General features: G+C 69.5%; 16 protein-coding genes and 2 tRNA genes. 4 read left to right on the top strand and 14 right to left on the bottom strand.

Going from position 1 to position 19995, the window contains the following annotated elements; all coding sequences use genetic code 11:
- Positions 1-21: 21 nt before the first annotated feature.
- The 6 genes from mreC to ABZ823_RS01840 form a co-directional block, all read right to left on the bottom strand.
- The gene (gene mreC / locus ABZ823_RS01865) at positions 22-951 is read right to left on the bottom strand and encodes a rod shape-determining protein MreC (RefSeq protein WP_361652572.1); all 930 of its coding nucleotides are present in this window, start codon (positions 949-951) and stop codon (positions 22-24) included.
- 132 nt (positions 952-1083) lie between these two features.
- On the bottom strand, positions 1084-2103 hold the full coding sequence (locus ABZ823_RS01860) for a rod shape-determining protein (protein ID WP_234515679.1): 1020 nt from the start codon (positions 2101-2103) through the stop codon (positions 1084-1086).
- 358 nt (positions 2104-2461) lie between these two features.
- Positions 2462-2875, bottom strand: coding sequence for a nucleoside-diphosphate kinase (gene ndk, locus ABZ823_RS01855; RefSeq protein ID WP_361652569.1), 414 nt, complete (start codon positions 2873-2875; stop codon positions 2462-2464).
- A gap of 98 nt (positions 2876-2973) precedes the next feature.
- Complete coding sequence (locus ABZ823_RS01850) at positions 2974-3333, bottom strand: DUF4233 domain-containing protein (RefSeq protein ID WP_361652567.1); 360 nt, start codon at positions 3331-3333, stop codon at positions 2974-2976.
- 7 nt (positions 3334-3340) lie between these two features.
- Entirely contained in the window at positions 3341-4849 is a 1509-nt protein-coding gene (locus tag ABZ823_RS01845; protein ID WP_361652565.1) for a folylpolyglutamate synthase/dihydrofolate synthase family protein, read from the bottom strand.
- A gap of 275 nt (positions 4850-5124) precedes the next feature.
- Complete coding sequence (locus ABZ823_RS01840) at positions 5125-7749, bottom strand: valine--tRNA ligase (protein WP_361652563.1); 2625 nt, start codon at positions 7747-7749, stop codon at positions 5125-5127.
- 137 nt (positions 7750-7886) lie between these two features.
- On the opposite strand from ABZ823_RS01840, the gene ABZ823_RS01835 reads away from it, so the two are divergent.
- A complete protein-coding gene (locus ABZ823_RS01835) occupies positions 7887-8954 on the top strand; it encodes a hypothetical protein (protein ID WP_361652561.1) in 1068 nt (355 codons plus the stop codon).
- A gap of 82 nt (positions 8955-9036) precedes the next feature.
- Here the strand turns inward: ABZ823_RS01835 and clpX are convergent, their stop codons facing one another.
- The 5 genes from clpX to ABZ823_RS01810 form a co-directional block, all read right to left on the bottom strand.
- Positions 9037-10323, bottom strand: coding sequence for an ATP-dependent Clp protease ATP-binding subunit ClpX (gene clpX / locus ABZ823_RS01830; protein WP_234515646.1), 1287 nt, complete (start codon positions 10321-10323; stop codon positions 9037-9039).
- A 182-nt stretch (positions 10324-10505) separates the two neighbouring features.
- Positions 10506-11186, bottom strand: coding sequence for an ATP-dependent Clp protease proteolytic subunit (locus ABZ823_RS01825; protein WP_361652559.1), 681 nt, complete (start codon positions 11184-11186; stop codon positions 10506-10508).
- Between the two features lie 157 nt (positions 11187-11343).
- On the bottom strand, positions 11344-11955 hold the full coding sequence (locus tag ABZ823_RS01820) for an ATP-dependent Clp protease proteolytic subunit (RefSeq protein WP_361652847.1): 612 nt from the start codon (positions 11953-11955) through the stop codon (positions 11344-11346).
- 457 nt (positions 11956-12412) lie between these two features.
- Entirely contained in the window at positions 12413-13807 is a 1395-nt protein-coding gene (gene tig, locus ABZ823_RS01815; RefSeq protein WP_361652557.1) for a trigger factor, read from the bottom strand.
- A gap of 204 nt (positions 13808-14011) precedes the next feature.
- Positions 14012-14085: transfer RNA gene (locus ABZ823_RS01810), tRNA-Pro, on the bottom strand.
- Positions 14086-14237: 152 nt separating this feature from the next.
- On the opposite strand from ABZ823_RS01810, the gene ABZ823_RS01805 reads away from it, so the two are divergent.
- Positions 14238-14311: transfer RNA gene (locus ABZ823_RS01805), tRNA-Gly, on the top strand.
- 292 nt (positions 14312-14603) lie between these two features.
- Here the strand turns inward: ABZ823_RS01805 and ABZ823_RS01800 are convergent.
- The gene (locus ABZ823_RS01800; RefSeq protein WP_031130848.1) at positions 14604-14798 is read right to left on the bottom strand and encodes a hypothetical protein; all 195 of its coding nucleotides are present in this window, start codon (positions 14796-14798) and stop codon (positions 14604-14606) included.
- A 637-nt stretch (positions 14799-15435) separates the two neighbouring features.
- Between ABZ823_RS01800 and ABZ823_RS01795 the strand changes: the two genes are divergently transcribed.
- Positions 15436-16512 carry an acyltransferase family protein gene (locus ABZ823_RS01795; RefSeq protein ID WP_361652555.1) on the top strand — a complete coding sequence of 359 codons (1077 nt, stop codon included), beginning with the start codon at positions 15436-15438 and terminating at the stop codon, positions 16510-16512.
- A 41-nt stretch (positions 16513-16553) separates the two neighbouring features.
- On the opposite strand, the gene ABZ823_RS01790 is transcribed toward ABZ823_RS01795, so the two are convergent.
- Positions 16554-17735, bottom strand: a complete 1182-nt coding sequence (locus ABZ823_RS01790) for a PP2C family protein-serine/threonine phosphatase (RefSeq protein ID WP_361652553.1) — start codon at positions 17733-17735, stop codon at positions 16554-16556.
- Positions 17736-17885: 150 nt separating this feature from the next.
- Between ABZ823_RS01790 and ABZ823_RS01785 the strand changes: the two genes are divergently transcribed.
- On the top strand, positions 17886-19115 hold the full coding sequence (locus ABZ823_RS01785) for a GNAT family N-acetyltransferase (RefSeq protein ID WP_361652551.1): 1230 nt from the start codon (positions 17886-17888) through the stop codon (positions 19113-19115).
- Between the two features lie 14 nt (positions 19116-19129).
- Here ABZ823_RS01785 and ABZ823_RS01780 read toward each other — a convergent pair whose 3' ends face one another.
- Positions 19130-19939: a DNA-formamidopyrimidine glycosylase family protein gene (locus ABZ823_RS01780; RefSeq protein ID WP_361652549.1), complete on the bottom strand. Its 810-nt coding sequence runs from the start codon at positions 19937-19939 to the stop codon at positions 19130-19132.
- Between the last annotated feature and the right edge of the window lie 56 nt (positions 19940-19995).

Here is a 19995-nt window from a genome sequence, read left to right as displayed (position 1 = left end):
CTGGTTCGGCTCCTAGGGCGTCTACTGCTGAACGTCGTTGGACGCCGAGGGCGTGACGGTAACGGTCACGGTCGGGGTGGGCGTCGGCTGGGGCTTCGGGGGCAGGACGGTGTCGCGCGGGTCCTTCTTCGGCGCCTGGACGACGACGCCGACGATGTCGAGGCTGCTGAAGGACACGAACGGCTTCACATAGACCGTGCGGGTCAGACCGCCGCCCGACGGGTCGACACGGGAGACCACGCCGACCGGGACACCGGGCACGAACGGCCTGTCGGCCTCGGAGCCGAAGGTGACGAGGCGGTCGCCCTTCTTCACGTCGGCCTTGCCGTTGAGGAGCTGGACACGCAGCGGGCGGTCGCCCTGCCCGGCGGCGAACCCGAGTTCGTCACTGCCTTCCATACGGGTGCCCACGGTGAAGTCGGGGTCGTTGGCCAGCAGCACGGTGGAGGTGTCCGGGCCGACGGTGGTGACGCGGCCGACCAGCCCTGCGCCGTTGAGGACGGTCATGTCGCGCTTGATGCCGTCCCTCGCGCCCACGTCGATGGTGACCGTCCAGGAGAACCCCTGGGCCGCTCCTATCGCGATGACCTCGGCACCCTTGATGCCGTACTGTCCCTCGCCCGCCACCCGGATCATGTTGTCGAGCTGCCTGAGGCGGCTGCGGTTGCGGTCGTCGCTGCCCAGCTTGGCCTTCAACGCGGCGTTGGACTGCTCGAGTTGGGCGATACGGTCGTGCCGCCTGCCGGAGTCGCGTACGGCAGCGACCGCGTTGCCGACGGGGTCGACGGCGGACGACACCCCGCTCTCGATCGGGCCGAAGACCGTGGCGGCGGCCTGGCGGGCACCTTCGACCGGTGAGTCCTGGCCGCCGCGGATGTCCACCGTGATCAGAGCGAACGCGATGGCGATCAGCAGCACCAGGAGCAGCCGGCTCTCTCGTGTGTCCCTCACGTGCGGCGGCCGTGCCTTCCTCGTCGGAATGTGTAGCGGAACCGGGGTGGTTTGGGGGGAGCTTATGCCTCTATATCAACGATCCGCCGCACGAGGAGAGATCGTCTCGTACGGCGGAATCGGCGCGCCGCCTCATCTGCGGGGCTGGGCGTCCAGCACCTGCTGGAGCGCCTCGAACTCCTCGACGCACTTGCCCGAGCCGAGCGCGACGCTGTCCAGCGGGTCCTCGGCGATATGGATCGGCATGCCGGTCTCCCGGCGCAGCCGCTCGTCGAGGCCGCGCAGCAGGGCGCCGCCGCCGGTGAGGACGATGCCGCGGTCCATGACGTCGCCGGACAGCTCCGGAGGGCACTTGTCGAGGGTCGTCTTGACCGCGTCCACGATGGCGTTGACCGGTTCCTCGATGGCCTTGCGGACCTCGGCCGCCGAGATGACCACGGTCTTGGGCAGCCCCGAGACCAGGTCCCGGCCACGGATTTCGGTGTGCTCGTCAGCGTCGAGGTCGTACGCCGAACCGATCGTGATCTTGATCTGCTCGGCAGTCCGCTCGCCCAGGAGGAGGGAGTACTCCTTCTTGACGTACTGGATGATCGCATTGTCCAGTTCGTCGCCCGCGACACGGATGGACTGGGCGGTGACGATGCCGCCGAGCGAGATGACGGCGACCTCCGTGGTGCCGCCGCCGATGTCCACCACCATGTTGCCCGTGGCCTCGTGGACCGGCAGGCCGGAGCCGATGGCCGCCGCCATGGGCTCCTCGATGATGTGCACCTGGCGGGCGCCGGCCTGGGAGGACGCCTCGATCACGGCGCGACGCTCGACGCCCGTGATGCCCGACGGCACACAGACGACGACCCGCGGACGAGCCAGATACCGCCGCTTGTGGATCTTCAGGATGAAGTAGCGGAGCATCCGCTCGGTGATCTCGAAGTCGGCGATGACACCGTCCTTGAGCGGGCGCACGGCGACGATGTTGCCCGGCGTCCGGCCGATCATCTTCTTCGCTTCCGCGCCGACCGCGAGAATGCCACCGGTGTTGGTGTTGATCGCGACGACGGACGGCTCGTTGAGGACGATCCCGCGACCCCTGACGTACACCAGCGTGTTGGCGGTCCCGAGGTCGACAGCCATGTCACGGCCGATGAACGACATTGAGTTCCCCATCAGAATTCGTCTGGCCTTCCCAAGTTGAGCGTGACGGCTTTCGTTGGGGCGGCGAAGTGGGTGCTGTGACGTGAAGGCTTACATCGTAGTCTCGCCTGCACGGAACACTGCGCGAGGGTCTTCGCCATTGTCATCAGATGACGTACCGCCTCGCTCCTGGAGACGGGCGTTCGGGGGTAGCCGTTCCCCCGAACGGCACGCATATGCCAAGGAGCGGCCGGGTTTGTACGGCCGGTTTCCACGGTCGTCCTTGGTCACGCGTCCGAGTGACGTGATAAACCCTCAGAAAAATTCACATGACGAGATCTGAAGTTCACCATTCGGACGCTGGGAAGCTGTCCGACGCTCAGAAACGGCCCGGGAAGAAGATCTTCAGCTCCCGCTCCGCGGACTCCGCCGAGTCGGAGGCGTGCACCAGGTTCTCGCGGACGATCACGCCGTAGTCGCCGCGGATCGAACCGGGCGCGGCGGCGATCGGGTCGGTCGGCCCGGCCAGCGCGCGCATGCCCTCGATGACCCGCTCACCCTCCACGACGAGCGCCACGACCGGGCCGGAGGCCATGAACTCCACCAGCGGCTCGTAGAAGGGCTTGCCCTTGTGCTCGCCGTAGTGCTGCTCCAGCGTGTCCTGGTCCAGGGTGCGCAGCTCCAGCGCGCTGATGGTCCAGCCGTCCTTGCGCTCGATGCGGCTGATGATCTCGCCGATCAGCCCGCGACGGACGGTGTCGGGCTTGAGGAGGACGAGGGTGCGCGAGGTCACGAGAGGGCTCCTTCATCAGGGTGGTGCGGTGCGTAGAGGGTACAGCGCGGGTCCGAGTGACCGTCACGCAGCGTCAGGTCGAGGCCCGCCCCGCCCGGCTACGGCGCCGCCGTGCTGCTCTCGTTGCTCTGGAGCGCCGCGAAGCGGGCCTTCGCCTCGTCGATCTTCTTTCCGTAGTGCACCGACGCCCACCACAGCGCCGTGAAGATCGCGCCCATGAAGAACATCGTCGGCACGACGAACCCGGAGGCGACCAGCGCGATCTGAAGGGCCCAGCCCAGCTGGATGCCGCCGGGGCGGGTGATGAGGCCGCACAGCAGGACGCTCAGCGCCATCGCGATGCCGCTGACGGTCCAGACCGTGGCCGTGGACAGGTGCGGGTCCTTCATGGCGACCAGGCCCGCGAAGCCGATGACGAAGAACTCGCCGATCAGGGTCGAAGCACACAGCGTACGCACGAAAGAGTCAGCCCTTCCCCAGGAGCAGTCGGGCCTCGCCGACGGTGATGACGGAGCCGGTGACGAGCACGCCGGCGCCGGCGTACTCCCCTTCCTCCTCCGCGAGCGTGATCGCGGCCTCGAGCGCGTCGGGCAGCCGGGGCTCGACCTGGACCCGCTCCTCGCCGAAGACCTCCACGGCGATCGCGGCCAGCTCGTCGGCGTCCATCGCCCGGTGGCTGGAGTTCTGGGTGACCACGACCTCGGCGAAGATCGGCTCGAACGCCTCCAGCAGTCCCCGGACGTTCTTGTCGGCGCTCGCGCCGACGACCCCGATCAGCCGGGTGAAGTCGAACGCCTCGCTCACCGCCTCGGCGGTGGCGCGGGCGCCCGCCGGATTGTGCGCGGCGTCCAGGACGACGGCCGGGGAGCGGCGTACGACCTCCAGACGGCCCGGGGACGACACCGACGCGAACGCCTTGCGGACGGTGTCCGCGTCGAGCGGCTCGGGGCGCTGGGAGCCCACGCCGAAGAACGCCTCGACGGCGGCGAGCGCCACGGCGGCGTTGTGGGCCTGGTAGGCGCCGTGCAGCGGCAGGTAGACGTTGTCGTACTCGCCGCCGAGGCCGCGCAGGGTGAGGAGCTGGCCGCCCACCGCGACCTGCCGGGAGACGATGCCGAACTCCAGGCCCTCGCGGGCCACCGTCGCGTCGACCTCCACGGCCTTCTTCAGCAGCACCTGCGCGGCGTCGACCGGCTGCTGGGCCAGGATGACGGTGGCGTCCTGCTTGACGATGCCGGCCTTCTCCTCGGCGATCTCGCCGGGCGTGCCGCCGAGCCGGTCGGTGTGGTCCAGGTCGATGGGGGTGATGACGGCGACGTCCGCGTCGATGACGTTGGTGGCGTCCCAGCTGCCGCCCATGCCGACCTCGACGACCGCGACGTCGACGGGCGCGTCCGCGAACGCGGCGTACGCCATGCCCGTCAGGACCTCGAAGAAGGAGAGGCGGTACTCCTGCGAGGAGTCGACCATCTCCAGGTACGGCTTGATGTCGTGGTACGTCTCGACGAACCGCTCGGCGGAGACGGGGGCACCGTCGAGGCTGATCCGCTCGGTGATGGACTGGACGTGCGGGCTCGTGTACCGGCCGGTGCGCAGTTCGAAAGCGCCGAGGAGGGCCTCGATCATGCGGGCGGTGGAGGTCTTGCCGTTGGTGCCCGTGATGTGGATGGACGGGTACGAGCGCTGCGGCTCCCCCAGGACGTCCATCAGGGCCGAGATACGGTCGACGGACGGCTCCAGCTTGGTCTCGCCCCAGCGGGTGGCCAGCTCGGCCTCGACCTCGCGCAGGGCCTGGTCGACCTCGGGGTCGGCCGGGCGCGCGGGCACGTCGGTCTGCGGCGGGCCGCCCTGGGTGCGCAGGGTGCGGCTGCCGGCCTCGATCACCGCGAGATCGGGATCCCGGTCCGTCTCGGCCGCGACGATCTCTTCGAAGGGATCGCTCTCATTGGGGTCGCGCTGGGGCAGGTCACTCACGAGGCCAGTCTACGGAGGACGGGTGACGAACGCGGCGAAGGCCCCCGGAGCCGTGCTTGAGGTGCCGGGGGCCTTCGGTTGTCGTCCGGCGGCCAGTGGGTTTCGTTCGGATCAGGCCGCGGCGTCCGGTGCGGGGGTACCTCCCAGCGGTAGCGGGGGGACATCGCAAGGCGGAGGGCCTCCCGCGTACTGGATGCACTCGGGTGGCCCGACAACGCGGCGAGGTGCCGTGCCGGGCGTCGCGGACCCGGGCTGATCCGAACGAAATGCTCTGGTTAAGCGGCGGGAAGCCGGTCCAGCTGGGCCTGGATGCGTGCGATGTCGTCCTCCGCCTTGGCGAGCCGGGTGCGGATCTTCTCCACGACCTGGTCCGGGGCCTTCGCCAGGAACGCCTCGTTGCCGAGTTTGGCGGTGGCCTGGGCCTTCTCCTTCTCGGCCGCCGCGAGGTCCTTCGCGAGCCGCTTGCGCTCCGCCGCCACGTCGATCGTGCCGGACAGGTCCAGCGCGACCGTGGCGCCCGCGACCGGCAGGGTCGCGGTGGCCGTGAAGTTCTCGCCCTCCGGCTGGAGGCGCAGGAGCTGGCGGATGGCGGCCTCGTGGGGAGCCAGGGCCGTGCCGTCAAGGGTGAGGCGGGCCGGGACGCGCTGGCCGGGCTGGAGGCCCTGGTCGGCGCGGAAGCGGCGGACCTCGGTGATGACCGACTGGAGGGTCTCGATCTCCTTCTCGGCGGAGGCGTCGCGGAAGCCGCTGTCCTTCGGCCAGTCGGCGATCACGACGGACTCACCGCCCGTGAGGGTGGTCCACAGCGTCTCCGTGACGAACGGGACGATCGGGTGCAGCAGCTTCAGCGTGACGTCGAGGACCTCGCCCAGGACGCGCTTGCTGACCTCGGCCGGCTCGCCGCCCGCCTGGAAGGTCGTCTTGGACAGCTCGACGTACCAGTCGAAGACCTCGTCCCAGGCGAAGTGGAAGAGGGCGTCGGACAGCTTGGCGAACTGGAAGTCGTCGTACAGCGCGTCGACTTCGGCGACCACGGAGTTGAGGCGGGAGAGGATCCAGCGGTCCGTGGCCGACATCTTCGCGGCGTCCGGCAGCGGGCCCTGGACGGTCGCGCCGTTCATCAGCGCGAACCGGGTGGCGTTCCAGATCTTGTTGGCGAAGTTGCGGGAGCCCTGGACCCAGTCCTCGCCGATCGGGACGTCGACACCCGGGTTGGCGCCGCGGGCCAGGGTGAAGCGCAGCGCGTCGGAGCCGTACTTGTCCATCCAGTCCAGCGGATTGACCGCGTTGCCGAAGGACTTCGACATCTTCTTGCCGAACTGGTCGCGGACCATGCCGTGCAGGGCGATGGTGTGGAACGGCGGGGTGCCGTCCATCGCGTAGAGGCCGAACATCATCATCCGGGCGACCCAGAAGAAGAGGATGTCGTACCCGGTGACCAGGACGGAGTTCGGGTAGAACTTCGCGAGGCTCTCGGTCTGCTCGGGCCAGCCCAGCGTGGAGAACGGCCACAGGCCCGAGGAGAACCAGGTGTCGAGGACGTCGGTGTCCTGGTGCCAGCCCTCGCCGCTCGGAGGCTCCTCGTTCGGTCCGACGCAGACGACCTCGCCGTTCGGCCCGTACCAGACCGGGATGCGGTGGCCCCACCACAACTGCCGCGAGATGCACCAGTCGTGGAGGTTGTCGACCCAGTCGAAGTACCGCTTCTCCATCTCCTGGGGATGGATCTTGACCTTGCCCTCGCGGACCGCGTCACCGGCGGCCTTCGCGAGCGGGCCGACCTTGACCCACCACTGCATGGACAGGCGCGGCTCGATCGTGGTCTTGCAGCGCGAGCAGTGGCCGACCGAGTGGACGTAGGGCCGCTTCTCGGAGACGATCCGGCCCTCGGCGCGCAGGGCGGCGACGATGGCGGAGCGGGCCTCGAAGCGGTCCAGGCCCTGGAAGGGGCCGTGGACGGTGATGACCGCGTGCTCGTCCATCACGGTGATGGCGGGCAGACCGTGGCGCTGGCCGATCTCGAAGTCGTTCGGGTCGTGGGCCGGAGTCACCTTGACGGCGCCGGTGCCGAACTCGGGGTCGACGTGCTCGTCCGCGACGACCGGGATGGAGCGGTCGGTCAGCGGCAGCTTGATGAGCTTGCCGACCAGGTGCCGGTAGCGCTCGTCGTCGGGGTGGACCGCGACGGCGGTGTCGCCGAGCATGGTCTCGGCACGGGTCGTGGCGACGACGATGGTCTCGTCCCCCTCGCCGTATTTCATGGAGACCAGCTCGCCGTCGTCGTCCTGGTACTCGACCTCGATGTCGGAGATCGCGGTGAGGCAGCGCGGGCACCAGTTGATGATGCGCTCGGCGCGGTAGATCAGCTCGTCGTCGTAGAGCCGCTTGAAGATGGTCTGGACGGCCTGGGAGAGGCCCTCGTCCATGGTGAAGCGCTCACGGGACCAGGCGACGCCGTCTCCGAGGCGCCGCATCTGCCCGGAGATCTGTCCGCCGGACTCGGCCTTCCACTGCCAGACGCGCTCGACGAAGGCCTCGCGCCCGAGGTCGTGGCGCGACTTGCCCTCCTTGCCGAGCTCCCGCTCCACGACGTTCTGCGTCGCGATGCCGGCGTGGTCCATGCCGGGCTGCCACAGCGTCTCATGGCCCTGCATGCGCTTGCGGCGGGTCAGGGCGTCGATGAGGGTGTGCTCGAACGCGTGCCCGAGGTGCAGGCTGCCGGTGACGTTCGGCGGCGGGATGACGATGGTGTAGGGCGGCTTGTCGCTCTTCTCGTCCGCCTCGAAGTAACCGCGCTCTACCCAGCGCTCGTACAGCGGCCCCTCCACATCGGCCGGCGCGTACTGGGTCGGCAGTTCGGTGGCGGGCGCTGATGGCTGCTGCTGAGCGTTCTCGGTCACGGGGTCAGTTTAGGGGTGTCACGACCCCGTCCCGAAACGCGATTCTTCGGTAACGGTGAACGCCCCTGCATGCCCGGGTCCCTCCGCTTGCGCCAGGATGGCGGACACGCATAGGCATCTGGAGGGGACCCCAGAAGATGAGCCACAACCAGCCGGGCCCGTACGGTGGACAGCCCCAGCAGCCCGGACCGTACGGTCAGCCGGGCCCCTACGGCCCGCCGCCGCAGGCACCCCAGCCCGGCTACGGCTACCCCCCGCAGGCCCCGCCGTCGCCGGGTGGCGGCTATCCCCCGCAGGCCCCGCCGTCGCCGGGTGGCGGCTATCCCCCGCAGGCCCCGCCGTCCCCGGGTGGCGGCTATCCCCCGCAGGCCCCGGGGGGTGTCCCGCCCCAGCAGAACCCGTACGCCCAGCAGCAGCCGCCCGCCCCGCCCCACGGCCAGCCTCCGGCCCCGCCCTACGGCCAGCCCCCGTACGGCCAGCAGCCCTACGGCGTGCCGCAGCCGCCGGCACCGGGCGGCGGCAGGAAGAAGACCGTGCTGATCATCGCGGCGGTGGCGGTCGTGGCCGCGATCGCGGTGGGCGCCTATCTCGTGCTCGGCGGATCGGGGAGCGGGGCCGGCTCGATCGCCGACGACGGCCCGCACAAGCTGACGGCCCCGGCCACGGCCGTCGACGGCACGTACAAGAAGGCGGACAGCGGCGGCTCCCCGGACGCCATGAGCCACGACGACCTGGCGGACTTCGCGAAGTGGGGGGTGAAGAACCCCAAGGACGTCAGCGCCGGGTACCAGAACGGCACGGGCGTGTCGGCGAAGAACCTCACCTTCGGCGGCGTCTACGGCACCATCGACGATCCCGAAGCCGTCGTGGACGCCATGTTCGCGAAGATCAAGTCGGAGTCCGAGAAGGACAAGAAGAGCAAGGGCAAGATGCTCGGCAGCCCGGAGGCGGTCCACCCGTCCGGCTTCTCGGGCGCCGTCATGAAGTGCCAGGTGGCCCAGTTCGAGAACGACACGGCGACGGGCACCACCACCGGTGCCGCGAAGAGCGTCACCATGCCGATCTGCATCTGGGGCGACCACAGCACCGTCGCCGATGTCACGGCGTTCAGCTTCGCCTCCCTGGCCTCGGGTGACGGGGGCACCATCGCCCAGACGGCCGACCTCGCCGCCAAGCTCCGCAACGACGTCCGCGTCAAGGCCTGAGGCGTCGCCCAGCGCCACAACGGCGAAGGGGCCCCGGTCGGTTGACCGGGGCCCCTTCCGCGTCCGGTCGCCCGGACGGTGATCACGCCGTCTTCTGCTCCCCCGGCCCCCGGCCGCGGGCGTCCCTCGGGATCAGGGTGGGGTTCACGTTCCGCAGGACCACATCCGCCGTGATGACCACGCGGGCGACGTCCTTGCGGGACGGCACCTCGTACATCACCGCCTGGAGGACCTCCTCCATGATGGCGCGCAGGCCCCGGGCGCCCGTCTGGCGGAGGATGGCCTGGTCCGCGATGGCCTCCAGGGCCTCGCGCTCGAAGTCCAGCTCCACACCGTCGAGTTCGAACAGCCGCTGGTACTGCTTCACCAGGGCGTTGCGCGGCTCGACGAGGATCTGGAGGAGCGCCTTGCGGTCGAGGTTGTGCACGCTGGTGATGACCGGCAGACGGCCGATGAACTCCGGGATCATCCCGAACTTCACCAGGTCCTCGGGCATGACGTCCTCGAACTGGTCCTTGGACTCCAGCTCGCGCTTGGAGCGGATCGTGGCGCCGAAGCCGATGCCCTTCGCGCCGGCCCGGGCCTCGATGATCTTCTCCAGGCCCGCGAACGCGCCGCCCACGATGAACAGCACGTTCGTCGTGTCGATCTGGATGAACTCCTGGTGCGGGTGCTTGCGACCACCCTGCGGCGGCACCGAGGCCGTCGTGCCCTCCAGGATCTTCAGCAGGGCCTGCTGGACGCCCTCGCCGGAGACGTCGCGTGTGATCGAGGGGTTCTCGCTCTTCCGGGCCACCTTGTCGATCTCGTCGATGTAGATGATGCCCGTCTCGGCCTTCTTGACGTCGTAGTCGGCGGCCTGGATCAGCTTCAGGAGGATGTTCTCGACGTCCTCGCCCACATAGCCGGCCTCCGTCAGCGCCGTCGCGTCGGCGATGGCGAAGGGCACATTCAGCATCCGGGCCAGGGTCTGGGCGAGAAGGGTCTTGCCGGAGCCCGTGGGACCCAGCAGCAGGATGTTCGACTTGGCCAACTCGATGGCGTCGTCGCGGCCTTGGGCACCGCCGTTCTCACCGGCCTGGACCCGTTTGTAGTGGTTGTACACCGCGACGGACAGGGCCTTCTTGGCCGCCTCCTGGCCGACCACGTACCCCTCGAGGAACTCGTAGATCTCGCGGGGCTTGGGGAGTTCCTCCCAGCGCACCTCGCTCGTCTCCGCGAGCTCTTCCTCGATGATCTCGTTGCAGAGATCGATGCACTCGTCGCAGATGTACACACCGGGGCCTGCGATGAGCTTCTTGACCTGCTTCTGGCTCTTGCCGCAGAACGAGCACTTGAGCAGATCGCCGCCGTCACCGATGCGTGCCACGGTGTGCTTCCCCTTCGCCTGGGAGACGCCTTACGTCCAGCGGCTCCTGGTGCTGCCTTATGTCCGACGGTACCTTGCCGGGCCCCCCGTTCGGGCCCCCCTTGGCACGGTTCACTTTGACGTGCACTGTTTCAAACCGTGCCAAGGGGCGGGAGACGATACGGGCCCGGGGACGATCCGCCTCAGCGGACCGCGGTGTTGTTCATCTTCCGGGTGGAGATGATCTGGTCGATCAGGCCGTACGACAGCGCGTCCTCGGCCGTGAGGATCTTGTCGCGCTCGATGTCCTCGCGGATCTTCTCGATCGGCGTGTTCGAGTGCTTCGCCAGCATCTCCTCCAGCTGCGAACGCATCCGGAGGATCTCGTTGGCGGCGATCTCCAGGTCGGAGACCTGACCGCGGCCCGTCTCGCTGTAGGGCTGGTGGATCAGCACGCGGGCGTTCGGGAGCGCCATGCGCTTGCCCGGGGTGCCCGCGGCCAGCAGCACCGCGGCGGCGGAGGCCGCCTGGCCCATGCAGACCGTCTGGATGTCCGGCTTCACGAACTGCATCGTGTCGTAGATGGCCGTGAGCGCGGTGAAGGAACCGCCGGGGCTGTTGATGTAGACCGAGATGTCCCGGTCGGGGTCCATCGACTCAAGGCACAGCAGCTGCGCCATGACGTCGTTGGCCGAGGCGTCGTCGATCTGGACGCCCAGGAAGATCACGCGCTCCTCGAAGAGCTTCGCATACGGGTCGTACTCGCGGATGCCCTGCGAGGTACGCTCCACGAAACGCGGGATGACGTAACGGGACTCGGCCGTGGGGCCGGTGTACTCGGCGCTCGTGCGGTCGTAGAGGCCGCTGCCGGGGAAGTCGTTCACGATGTCTCCTGAAAAGGGCTGAGGCGGTGGCTGGGGCTGAGGGGGCGCTGGGGGCCGTTGCGGGGCCCGGCTGGACCCTGACGGCCTGCCGGGCCTCCACGGGCCCGGGCGGGGCGCCCCGAGGGTCTCTACCGGCCGTACGAGGCCCGGTGAGCCCTTACGAGCCCGCCCCGGTGCCTCCGCCGCCCGGCATGCCGACAGCGGTGGTGATGACCTCGTCGATCAGGCCGTACACCTTGGCCTCCTCGGCGTCGAACCAGCGGTCGCGGTCCGAGTCGCGGGTGATCTGCTCGACCGACTGGCCGGTGTGGAAGGCGGTGAGCTCGGCCATGCGCTTCTTGGTGTGCAGCAGCCGTTCGGCGTGGATCTTGATGTCCGACGCGGAGCCGGCGAGGCCGGCCGAGGGCTGGTGGATCAGAATCTCGGCGTTGGGCAGCGCGAAGCGCTTGCCCGGGGTGCCCGCGCTGAGCAGGAACTGGCCCATGGAGGCCGCCATGCCCATGGCGATGGTCACCACGTCGTTCTTGATGTACTGCATGGTGTCGTAGATCGCCATGCCGGCCGTGATGGAACCACCAGGGCTGTTGATGTACAGGTAAATGTCCTTGTCCGGGTCGGCGGCAAGGAGCAGCAGCTGTGCGGTGATCCGGTTGGCGATGTCGTCGTCGACCGGCTGGCCGAGGAAGATGATCCGCTCGTTGAGCAGCCGGCTGTAGACCTGGTCACCGAGGCCGCCACCGATGGAAGGCTCGCCGGCGGCGGAGGGCATCAGATTCGTCACGTATCCACCTGCTCGTCTTACGACGGCGCGGGGCCGTCTCACGTGTTCTGCTGGGGCGTGGGACCCCTGTGCGTCCCCTGCGGGGCGGCTTCGGGGACTCCCCTGCCCTCGTATTCATGGACCCTAACGCGCAGGCAGTCGGGTGCCATCCCGCTTCCGCGGGTGTTCGCTGTCAGCGCATGGGCCTTGGCCGTGCGGAACCCGGCGTCGGGGGCGTCGTCACGGACTCCGCCCGGGTCCCGGTCCCATTGTCGCCGCGAGTGGCCCGGTGGTCGCGTCGGTGGGGGTCGTTCGGGGGCTTTCGCGCATTTTCCCGCCCCCTGTGCGGGGCAGGGCGGCCGCCCTCTCTCCCCGCGCCCGAATACGGCGACGGGCCCCGGGACGCGCTGTGACGTCCCGGGGCCCGTCGGGGGCCGATGGGGTCCCGGAGGTGGGTCCCGGAGGGTTACGCCTCCGGCTTCTCCTCGGTGGCCTCGGTGGCCTCAGGGGCCTCAGTGGCCTCGGCGGAGCCCTCCGCCTCGTCCTCGTCCTCGTCGTCCAGGTCGACGACCTCGCCGTTGGTGTCCTTCACCGTGGCGGCCTCGACGACGACCGCCAGAGCCTTGCCGCGGGCGACCTCGCCGACCAGCATCGGGACCTGACCGCCCTCGACGACCGCCTGGGCGAACTGGTCGGGGGCCATGCCGGAGGAGGCCGCACGCCGCATGAGGTGCTCGGTCAGCTCCTCCTGGTTGACGTTCAGCTTCTCCTTGTTGACCAGCTCGTCGAGCACGAACTGCGTCTTGATGCCCTTGATCGCGGCCTCGCGCGTCTCGGTCTCGAACTCCTCGGCCGACTTGCCCTGGATCTCCAGGTAGCGGTCGAGGGTCAGACCCATCTGGGCGAGCTGGTGGTGCTCGAGGTTGTGCTTACGGGTGTTGATCTCGTCCTCGAGGAGCTTCTCGGGGATCGGGACCTCGACCAGCTCGAGCAGCTTGTCCAGGACACGCTCCTGGGCCTGGGTGGCCTGGTCGTACTGCTTCATGTTCGCGAGGCGCTTGCGGCTGTCCGCCTTCAGCTCCTCCAGCGTGTCGAACTCGGACGCGAGCTGCGCGAACTCGTCGTCCAGCTCCGGCAGTTCCCGGGAGGCGACCTGGGTGACCTTGACCGTCACCTCGGCCTCCTTGCCGGCCGCCGAGCCGCCCTTCAGCTCGGAGGTGAAGGTGCCCTCCTCGCCGGCCGCGAGGCCCTTCACGGCGTCGTCGATGCCGTCCAGCAGCTCACCGGAGCCGATGGTGTAGGAGACGTCGCTGGCGACGCCGTCCTCGAGGATCTCGCCCTCGACCTTGGCCTCCAGGTCGATGGTGACCACGTCGCCGTCCTCGGCGGCACGCTCGACCGGGCTGGTCGAGGCGAAGCGCTCGCGCAGCTGCTCGACCGACTTCTCGACATCCTCGTCCGTCACCTCGACGGCGTCGACCTCGACCTCGATGCCGGAGTAGTCCGGGATCTCGATGGTCGGGCGGATGTCGACCTCGGCGGTGAAGGACAGCACCTCGTTGTCCTTCAGCTCCTTGATGTCGACCTCGGGCTGGCCCAGCGGGTTCAGCTCGGCCTCGTTGACCGCCTCGGTGTAGAACTTGGGGAGCGCGTCGTTGACGGCCTCCTCCAGCACCGCACCGCGGCCGAACCGCTGGTCGATGACGCGGGCCGGGATCTTGCCCTTACGGAAGCCCTTCACCGTGACCTGCTGGTTGATCTTCTTGTACGCCGCGTCGAGGCTGTCCTTGAGCTCCTCGAAGGGCACCTCAACAGTGAGCCGAACCCGGGTCGGGTTCAGGGTCTCCACGGCGCTCTTCACGGTTCGGTCTCCTTGTGGCTGACTTCTTGGGGTTCTGCCGAGCTGCTCCGCCCCGACGGGCGGGCTTCGGCGGATTCGCGGGCCCCTGCCTGAGAGACGTGGCAGTGCAGACACACGGGCGCGCAGCTTGCATAGTAACCGCAGCCAGGGGGCGCCCCAAAAGGCGATCATGCGAGGCGGCGCCGGGTGACGCCTGCCGGTCGGTCGGGGTGGCGGGATTTGAACCCACGGCCTTCCGCTCCCAAAGCGGACGCGCTACCAAGCTGCGCCACACCCCGTCTGGTGCGACACGTAGGGTACATGCCCGCACAGGTCACGTCGGCCGCTTTACCGAGGGGCGTGTGCGCGGACCAACGCGTTGGCCTCCGGCGTGGGCGACCCGCTACGATGCCTCCTGTGCCGCGGTCACCGACCTGCGGCGCGTCCTGTTGCGGGCGTAGCTCAATGGTAGAGCCCTAGTCTTCCAAACTAGCTACGCGGGTTCGATTCCCGTCGCCCGCTCCATACGGCTCAGGGCCAGGTCAGAGGGTTGATCCTCTGCCTGGCCCTGATCGTTTCCGGCGGCCGCGACCCGTCCGCCGTGCCCCCCCGCGTGCCCTTCGCCGCCGGCAGCTCCCGGGCCCGGGTCGGTCAGGTTCGCGTGCTGCCGGCCGTCCGCTTCTCCCGGTCCTTGCGGCCGGTGCGCGGGTCGACGCAGCGCACGCTGCCGTCACCCGGGGTGAAGGGAAGGGCGCCTGCGCCGTGGCGTGCGGCGGCCTGAGGTCGCGGTGGACGTGCCCGAGAGGGAGCGACCCGGTCAGAAGCTGATCGAGTTGATGGTGTCCGCTATCGAGTTCAGGAAGCGGTTGATGGACGGAGCCATGCCGGTCGAGGCGAGGAAGAAGCCGAAGAGGATCGCCACGATCGCCGGGCCGGCCTTGATCGAGCCCCCTCGGATCAACACCACCAGGATGATCGCCAACAGCAGCACCACTGACAGTGAAATGGCCACAACTGATCACACCCTCGGTCGGTCCGCTCTCCCGGCCCGGGGGCGCCAACCCCTGCACACCCCCGCCAGAACCATCGTGCCACCAACCGGCCCGCCCTATGCGGCCCGTGACGCATCCTCGGCCACCTCTGCCGCGCGCGCCGCGCGAGCGCACCGCGGGATGATCGTCAACTCCGGGTTCCCGTACGGCAATTCGAGTGAGACCCCGAAGGGAATTACCTCCGGTCGTTTCCATGTCCACGCATCGCGTTCGCAGGGTATTCGAATACCTTCCTCATTTCCCCCTCACCGCTTCCATGCACAGCCCTCGCGCTCCCCGTAACCACCATCATCGCCGGACATTCCGCCAGAGTCACCTGCGGGTGATATGCCCTCTTTAGTCGGGGTGAACAGGGACATAACACCCGTCTGGGGTGGGGGAATCGGTGTGCACAAGAACACGCCGAAGTCATGCAGACTTTTTCGAATCCGGGGTGTGCGCGGGCGCCAACCAGGATGCGCATCGAGGGTTTTACGAGAGTCCGCGGACAACGCTAGGGTGCCTGAGATGTTTCACGCCGCCTCTTCCTCTGCAAGAGCAACAGGCCCATCGTCGGCACCGCCGTCACACGCGCCGCTCCCCCCGGTGCAGTCACCGGTGGACGGAGTCCCGAGCCCGCGCTCCCCCGAGCCGACGAGACCGCCCGCCAAGCAGCGTGACGCATTCTTCGACAATGCCAAGTACCTGGCGATCGTCCTGGTGGCCGTCGGTCACTCCTGGGAGCCGCTGAAGGGGGACAGCCGCGTCCTACAGGCGGCGTACCTGTTCGTCTACGCCTTCCACATGCCGACGTTCATCGTCATCTCCGGCTACTTCTCCCGCAGTTTCGACATGCGCCCTGACCGGCTGAAGCGGCTGGTGACGGGTGTTCTGCTGCCCTACGTCGTGTTCGAAACGGCGTACGTCCTCTTCAAGCGCACCGTCGGCGGGGACCCCAGTCTGCCGATCAGCCTGCTCGACCCCTGGTACCTGACCTGGTTCCTTGCCGCGCTCTTCATCTGGCGGCTGACCACCCCGCTCTGGAATCTCGTCCGGCAGCCGGTGCCGCTCGCGATCGTGATCGCCATGCTGGCGTCCCTCTCCCCCGACATCGGCGAGGACCTCGACCTCCAGCGGGTGCTCCAGTTCCTGCCGTTCTTCGTCATCGGCCTGTCGATGAAGCAGGAGCACGTGCGGCTGGTTCGGCGCCGCGCGGTGCGGATCCTGTCGGTGCCGGTGTTCGCCGGCGCGCTGGCCATGGCGTGGTGGGCGGTGCCGCGGATGAACCCGTCCTGGTTCTACCACCGCGACAGCGCACAGGAGTTGGGCGCGCCCTGGTGGTGCGGTCCGGTGATGGTGCTCGCGCTGCTGGGCTGCTCGCTGCTCCTCACCGTCTGCTTCTTCGCCTGGGTGCCGGGCCGGACGACGTGGTTCACGACGCTGGGGGCGGGCACGCTCTGCGGCTATCTGCTGCACGGGTTCTTCGTGAAGGGCGCGGACTACCAGGGCTGGTACGACGCGGCGTGGCTGCACCGGCCCCTGGGCGAGGTGTCCGTGACGCTCCTCGCGGGTGCGCTGGTGACACTGCTGTGCACCTCACCGGTGCGGCGGGCGTTCCGGTGCGTGATGGAGCCGGAGATGGACTGGGCGTTCAAGAGGGACACGGCGGCGGCGCGCCGGCGGGCGAAGGCCTGAGCGTCCCGTCCCCGTCGTCCGGTGCGCTTGGAGGGGAGGGTTCAGCGGGTCGCGGACTGGGCCGTCGGACCCTCCCGGCAGATCAGCAGCAGCGCCCTGTCGTCGTTGACGTCCTTCGCCACCGCCTCGATCAGGTGCCAGGCGGCGCCGCGGAAGCCGCCCGCCACATAGCGGTCGGCCTCACCGGTGAGGCGGTCCATGCCCTCCACGATGTCGCGGTCGGCGGTCTCCACCAGGCCGTCCGTGAACAGCATCAGCACATCGCCGGAGCGCAGCGTGCCCTTGACGGAGTCGAACTGGGCGCCGTCGTACACCCCGAGGAGCGGGCCCTCCGCCGCCTTCTCCTCCCAGCGGCCGGTGCCCGCGCTGAGCTGGAGGCCCGGCGGATGGCCGGCCGAGTACAGCTCGTAGTCGCCCGACTCCAGGTCGAGGACCAGATGGATGGAGGTCGCGAAGCCCTCGTCCCAGTCCTGGCGGAGGAGATAGCCGTTGGCGGCGGGGAGGAAGGCGTGCGGTGGGAGGGAGCCCAGCAGCCCGCCGAACGCTCCGGACAGCAGCAGGGCGCGCGAACCGGCGTCCATGCCCTTGCCCGACACATCGGTCAGGACGACCTCCAGCGTGCGGCCGCCGTTGGTGCGGGCGGCCACCACGAAGTCGCCCGAGAACGACTGCCCGCCCGCCGGCCTGAGCGCCATCTCGCGGTGCCAGCCCAGCGGCAGCTTCGGCAGCTTGCTCTGGACCCGGATGCGTTCGCGCAGGTCGAAGAGCATGGTCCCGCCGCGCCGCCAGGGCACGCCGACCCTGCTGCGGAACTGCGCGATCAACAGTCCGAGGAACCCGCAGGCCGCGACCACGAGGACGATGCCGGGGGTGACCCGGGACGGGCCCTCCGTGTAAGGGCCGAGCTCGACCGACTCGACGATCAGCGCGGTGGCCGCCGCTGCGTACAGGCCGAGCAGGCTGGAGGGGCGCAGCAGCAGCCCGCCGGCCACGATCGGCAGGACGAGGACGGCGGGCGAGCACCACACCGGATCGACCAGGGTGGTGGCCGCGATCAGGGGAACCGTCAGCAGCAGGCCGACCAGCGCCACCCAGTCCGAGCCGTCCCCGCGGAAGTAGTCCACGGCGGATCTGCGCAGGCCGGTGCGGGCCCGGTGCCACTGCTTCCTCAACCGGGCCGTGAACGTCTCGGCTTCCGCGCGCCGCTCTCGTCCTGCTGCCATTGATTCGCGACCCTATCCATCGCACCAGGGGCTTGGCACCGGAGGTCCCACTTGTCCCCCCTCCGAGCGCCGATCTTCACAGGAATCGGGCGCCCGCGGCCGGGGAGAAATCCACTCGCTCGTCCCGCATTGCCCTGGTAGGCATGGGCTATGACGACGGATGTGCGGGTGCTGCGGCAAGACGAGTGGGCCGACTGGTACGGCAACCTCCTGCGGGCCTTCGGCGGAGCGGAGGAATCACCGGAAGAGCAGGCACTCGCTAAGGAACTCACCCAGTTCGACCGTTCTCTGGGCGTATGGGACGACGGGGCGTGCGTGGGTACGGCGGGCGCCTTCCGTTTCCGCCTGACGGTCCCCGGCGGCGCCTCGGTGGCGACGGCGGGCATCACGATGGTGAGCGTCGCGGCGACGCATCGCCGGCGCGGGGTGCTGACGTCGATGATGCGCCGGCAGCTGGACGACATCCGTGGCTGGGGCGAGCCGCTCGCGGTGCTGACCGCGTCCGAGCCCGCGATCTACGGCAGGTTCGGGTACGGCGTCGGCACCTTCCAGCTCGGCGCGGAGATCGACACGAGCCGCGTGCGGCTGTCCGTTCCGTCCGGCACCGATGACGTACGGCTGCGGTACGCGGCCCCCGCCGACGTCCTCGACGCGTGCGAGGCGGTGTACGCCCGGCTGGTGCCCGGCCGTCCCGGCATGCTGGCACGCCAGCCCGGCTGGGAGCGGGTGGCCCTGCTCGACCCGCCGGGCGAGCGGGACGGAGCGTCGTCGCTTCAGTGTGTGGTCGCCGAGCGGGACGGGGAGATCACGGGGTTCGCGCGCTTCCGTACCAAACTCTGCTGGGGGGCCTCCGGGCACAACGGCACGGTGACCCTGACGGACCTGGCCGCGCTGGACCCGGCGACGGACGCGGCGCTGTGGCGCTTCCTGTTCGGTATCGACCTGACGACGACGCTGGCCGTGCACGGGCGGCCGCTGGACGAGGGCTGGCAGCATATGGTGTCCGACATACGGCGCTGCCGGCCGCGGCTGCGGGACGCGCTCCATGTGCGTCTCGTCGACGTCGAAGAGGCACTCCAGGCGCGGACGTACCAGGCGCCGGTCGATGTGGTGGTCGAGGTGGAGGACGCCTTCTGCCCGTGGAACGAGGGGCGTTGGCGGCTCGTCGGGGACGCGAAGGGCGCGTCCTGCGCGCGTACGACGGACGCCGCCGATCTCGCGCTGTCGGTGCGGGAGTTGGGGTCGGCGTACCTGGGCGGGGTCTCCCTGACGGCGCTGGCGGCGGCCGGACGGGTACGGGAGCTGCGGCAGGGGGCGCTGGCGGAGGCGTCGCTCGCGTTCGGCTCGGCGGTGGCGCCCTGGCTGCCGCACGGGTTCTGACCGCTCGGCGACGGCTACCGCTTCTGGCAGCCCGGACACCAGAAGAGATTGCGGGCGGCGAGGTCGGCGGTGCGGATCTCGCCGCCACAGACGTGGCAGGGCAGGTTCGCCCTGCGGTACACGTACACCTCGCCGCCGTGGTCGTCCACGCGCGGCGGGCGGCCCATGGCCTCGGGGGTGTGTTCCGGGCGGACGGTGTCGATGCGGTTGGTGCGGACGCCCTCGCGCATCAGACCGACGAGGTCGGCCCAGATCGCGTCCCACTCGGCCGGGGAGATGTCCTTGCCAAGGCGATACGGGTCGACACCGTGCCGGAAGAGGACCTCGGCGCGGTAGACGTTGCCCACACCGGCGATGACCTTCTGGTCCATGAGCAGGGCGGCGATGGTCGTACGACTGCGGGAGACGCGGCCGTAGGCGACCGCGGGGTCGGCGTCGTCGCGGAGCGGGTCGGGGCCGAGGCGGGCGTGCAGCGCGTCCTTCTCCTCGTCCGTGATCAGCGCGCAGGTGGTGGGGCCGCGCAGGTCGACGTACGCGGCGGGGTTCGCCAGGCGCAGGCGGACGGTGTCGGTGGCCGGAGGCGCGGGCGCCTCACCGAAGGTGACCTTGCCGAACAGGCCGAGGTGGATGTGCACCCAGTCGCCGCCGCGGAAGCCCAGGAAGAGGTGCTTGCCGTGAGCGTCGGCGGTGTGCAGCTCGGCGCCGTCCAGGAGGGCGGCGGCGTCGGTGAACTTGCCCTGGGGGCTGGAGACGGTCACGGGGCCGCCGGTGAACAGTGCGGCGTAGTCCTCGGCCAGCCGGTGAATCGTGTGCCCCTCCGGCACCCCTGCCCCCACCTCTCAGATCATCCGTCCACCGCCGCGCCGGCACACCGGCACAC

It is taken from the genome of Streptomyces sp. NPDC047079 (assembly GCF_040643755.1).
Taxonomy (GTDB): domain Bacteria; phylum Actinomycetota; class Actinomycetes; order Streptomycetales; family Streptomycetaceae; genus Streptomyces.
Note: the sequence above shows the minus strand (reverse complement) of the source record. Positions and strands in the feature narration are given on the sequence as shown.

What these genes read in the sequence shown, in the direction of transcription:
- ABZ823_RS01785 (WP_361652551.1), top strand. Translation starts at nt 17,886, where the DNA reads ATGACGACGGATGTGCGGGTGCTGCGGCAAGACGAGTGGGCCGACTGG.
- ABZ823_RS01790 (WP_361652553.1), bottom strand. Translation starts at nt 17,735, where the DNA reads ATGGCAGCAGGACGAGAGCGGCGCGCGGAAGCCGAGACGTTCACGGCC.
- ABZ823_RS01835 (WP_361652561.1), top strand. Translation starts at nt 7,887, where the DNA reads ATGAGCCACAACCAGCCGGGCCCGTACGGTGGACAGCCCCAGCAGCCC.
- ABZ823_RS01820 (WP_361652847.1), bottom strand. Translation starts at nt 11,955, where the DNA reads ATGCCCTCCGCCGCCGGCGAGCCTTCCATCGGTGGCGGCCTCGGTGAC.
- ABZ823_RS01860 (WP_234515679.1), bottom strand. Translation starts at nt 2,103, where the DNA reads ATGTCGTTCATCGGCCGTGACATGGCTGTCGACCTCGGGACCGCCAAC.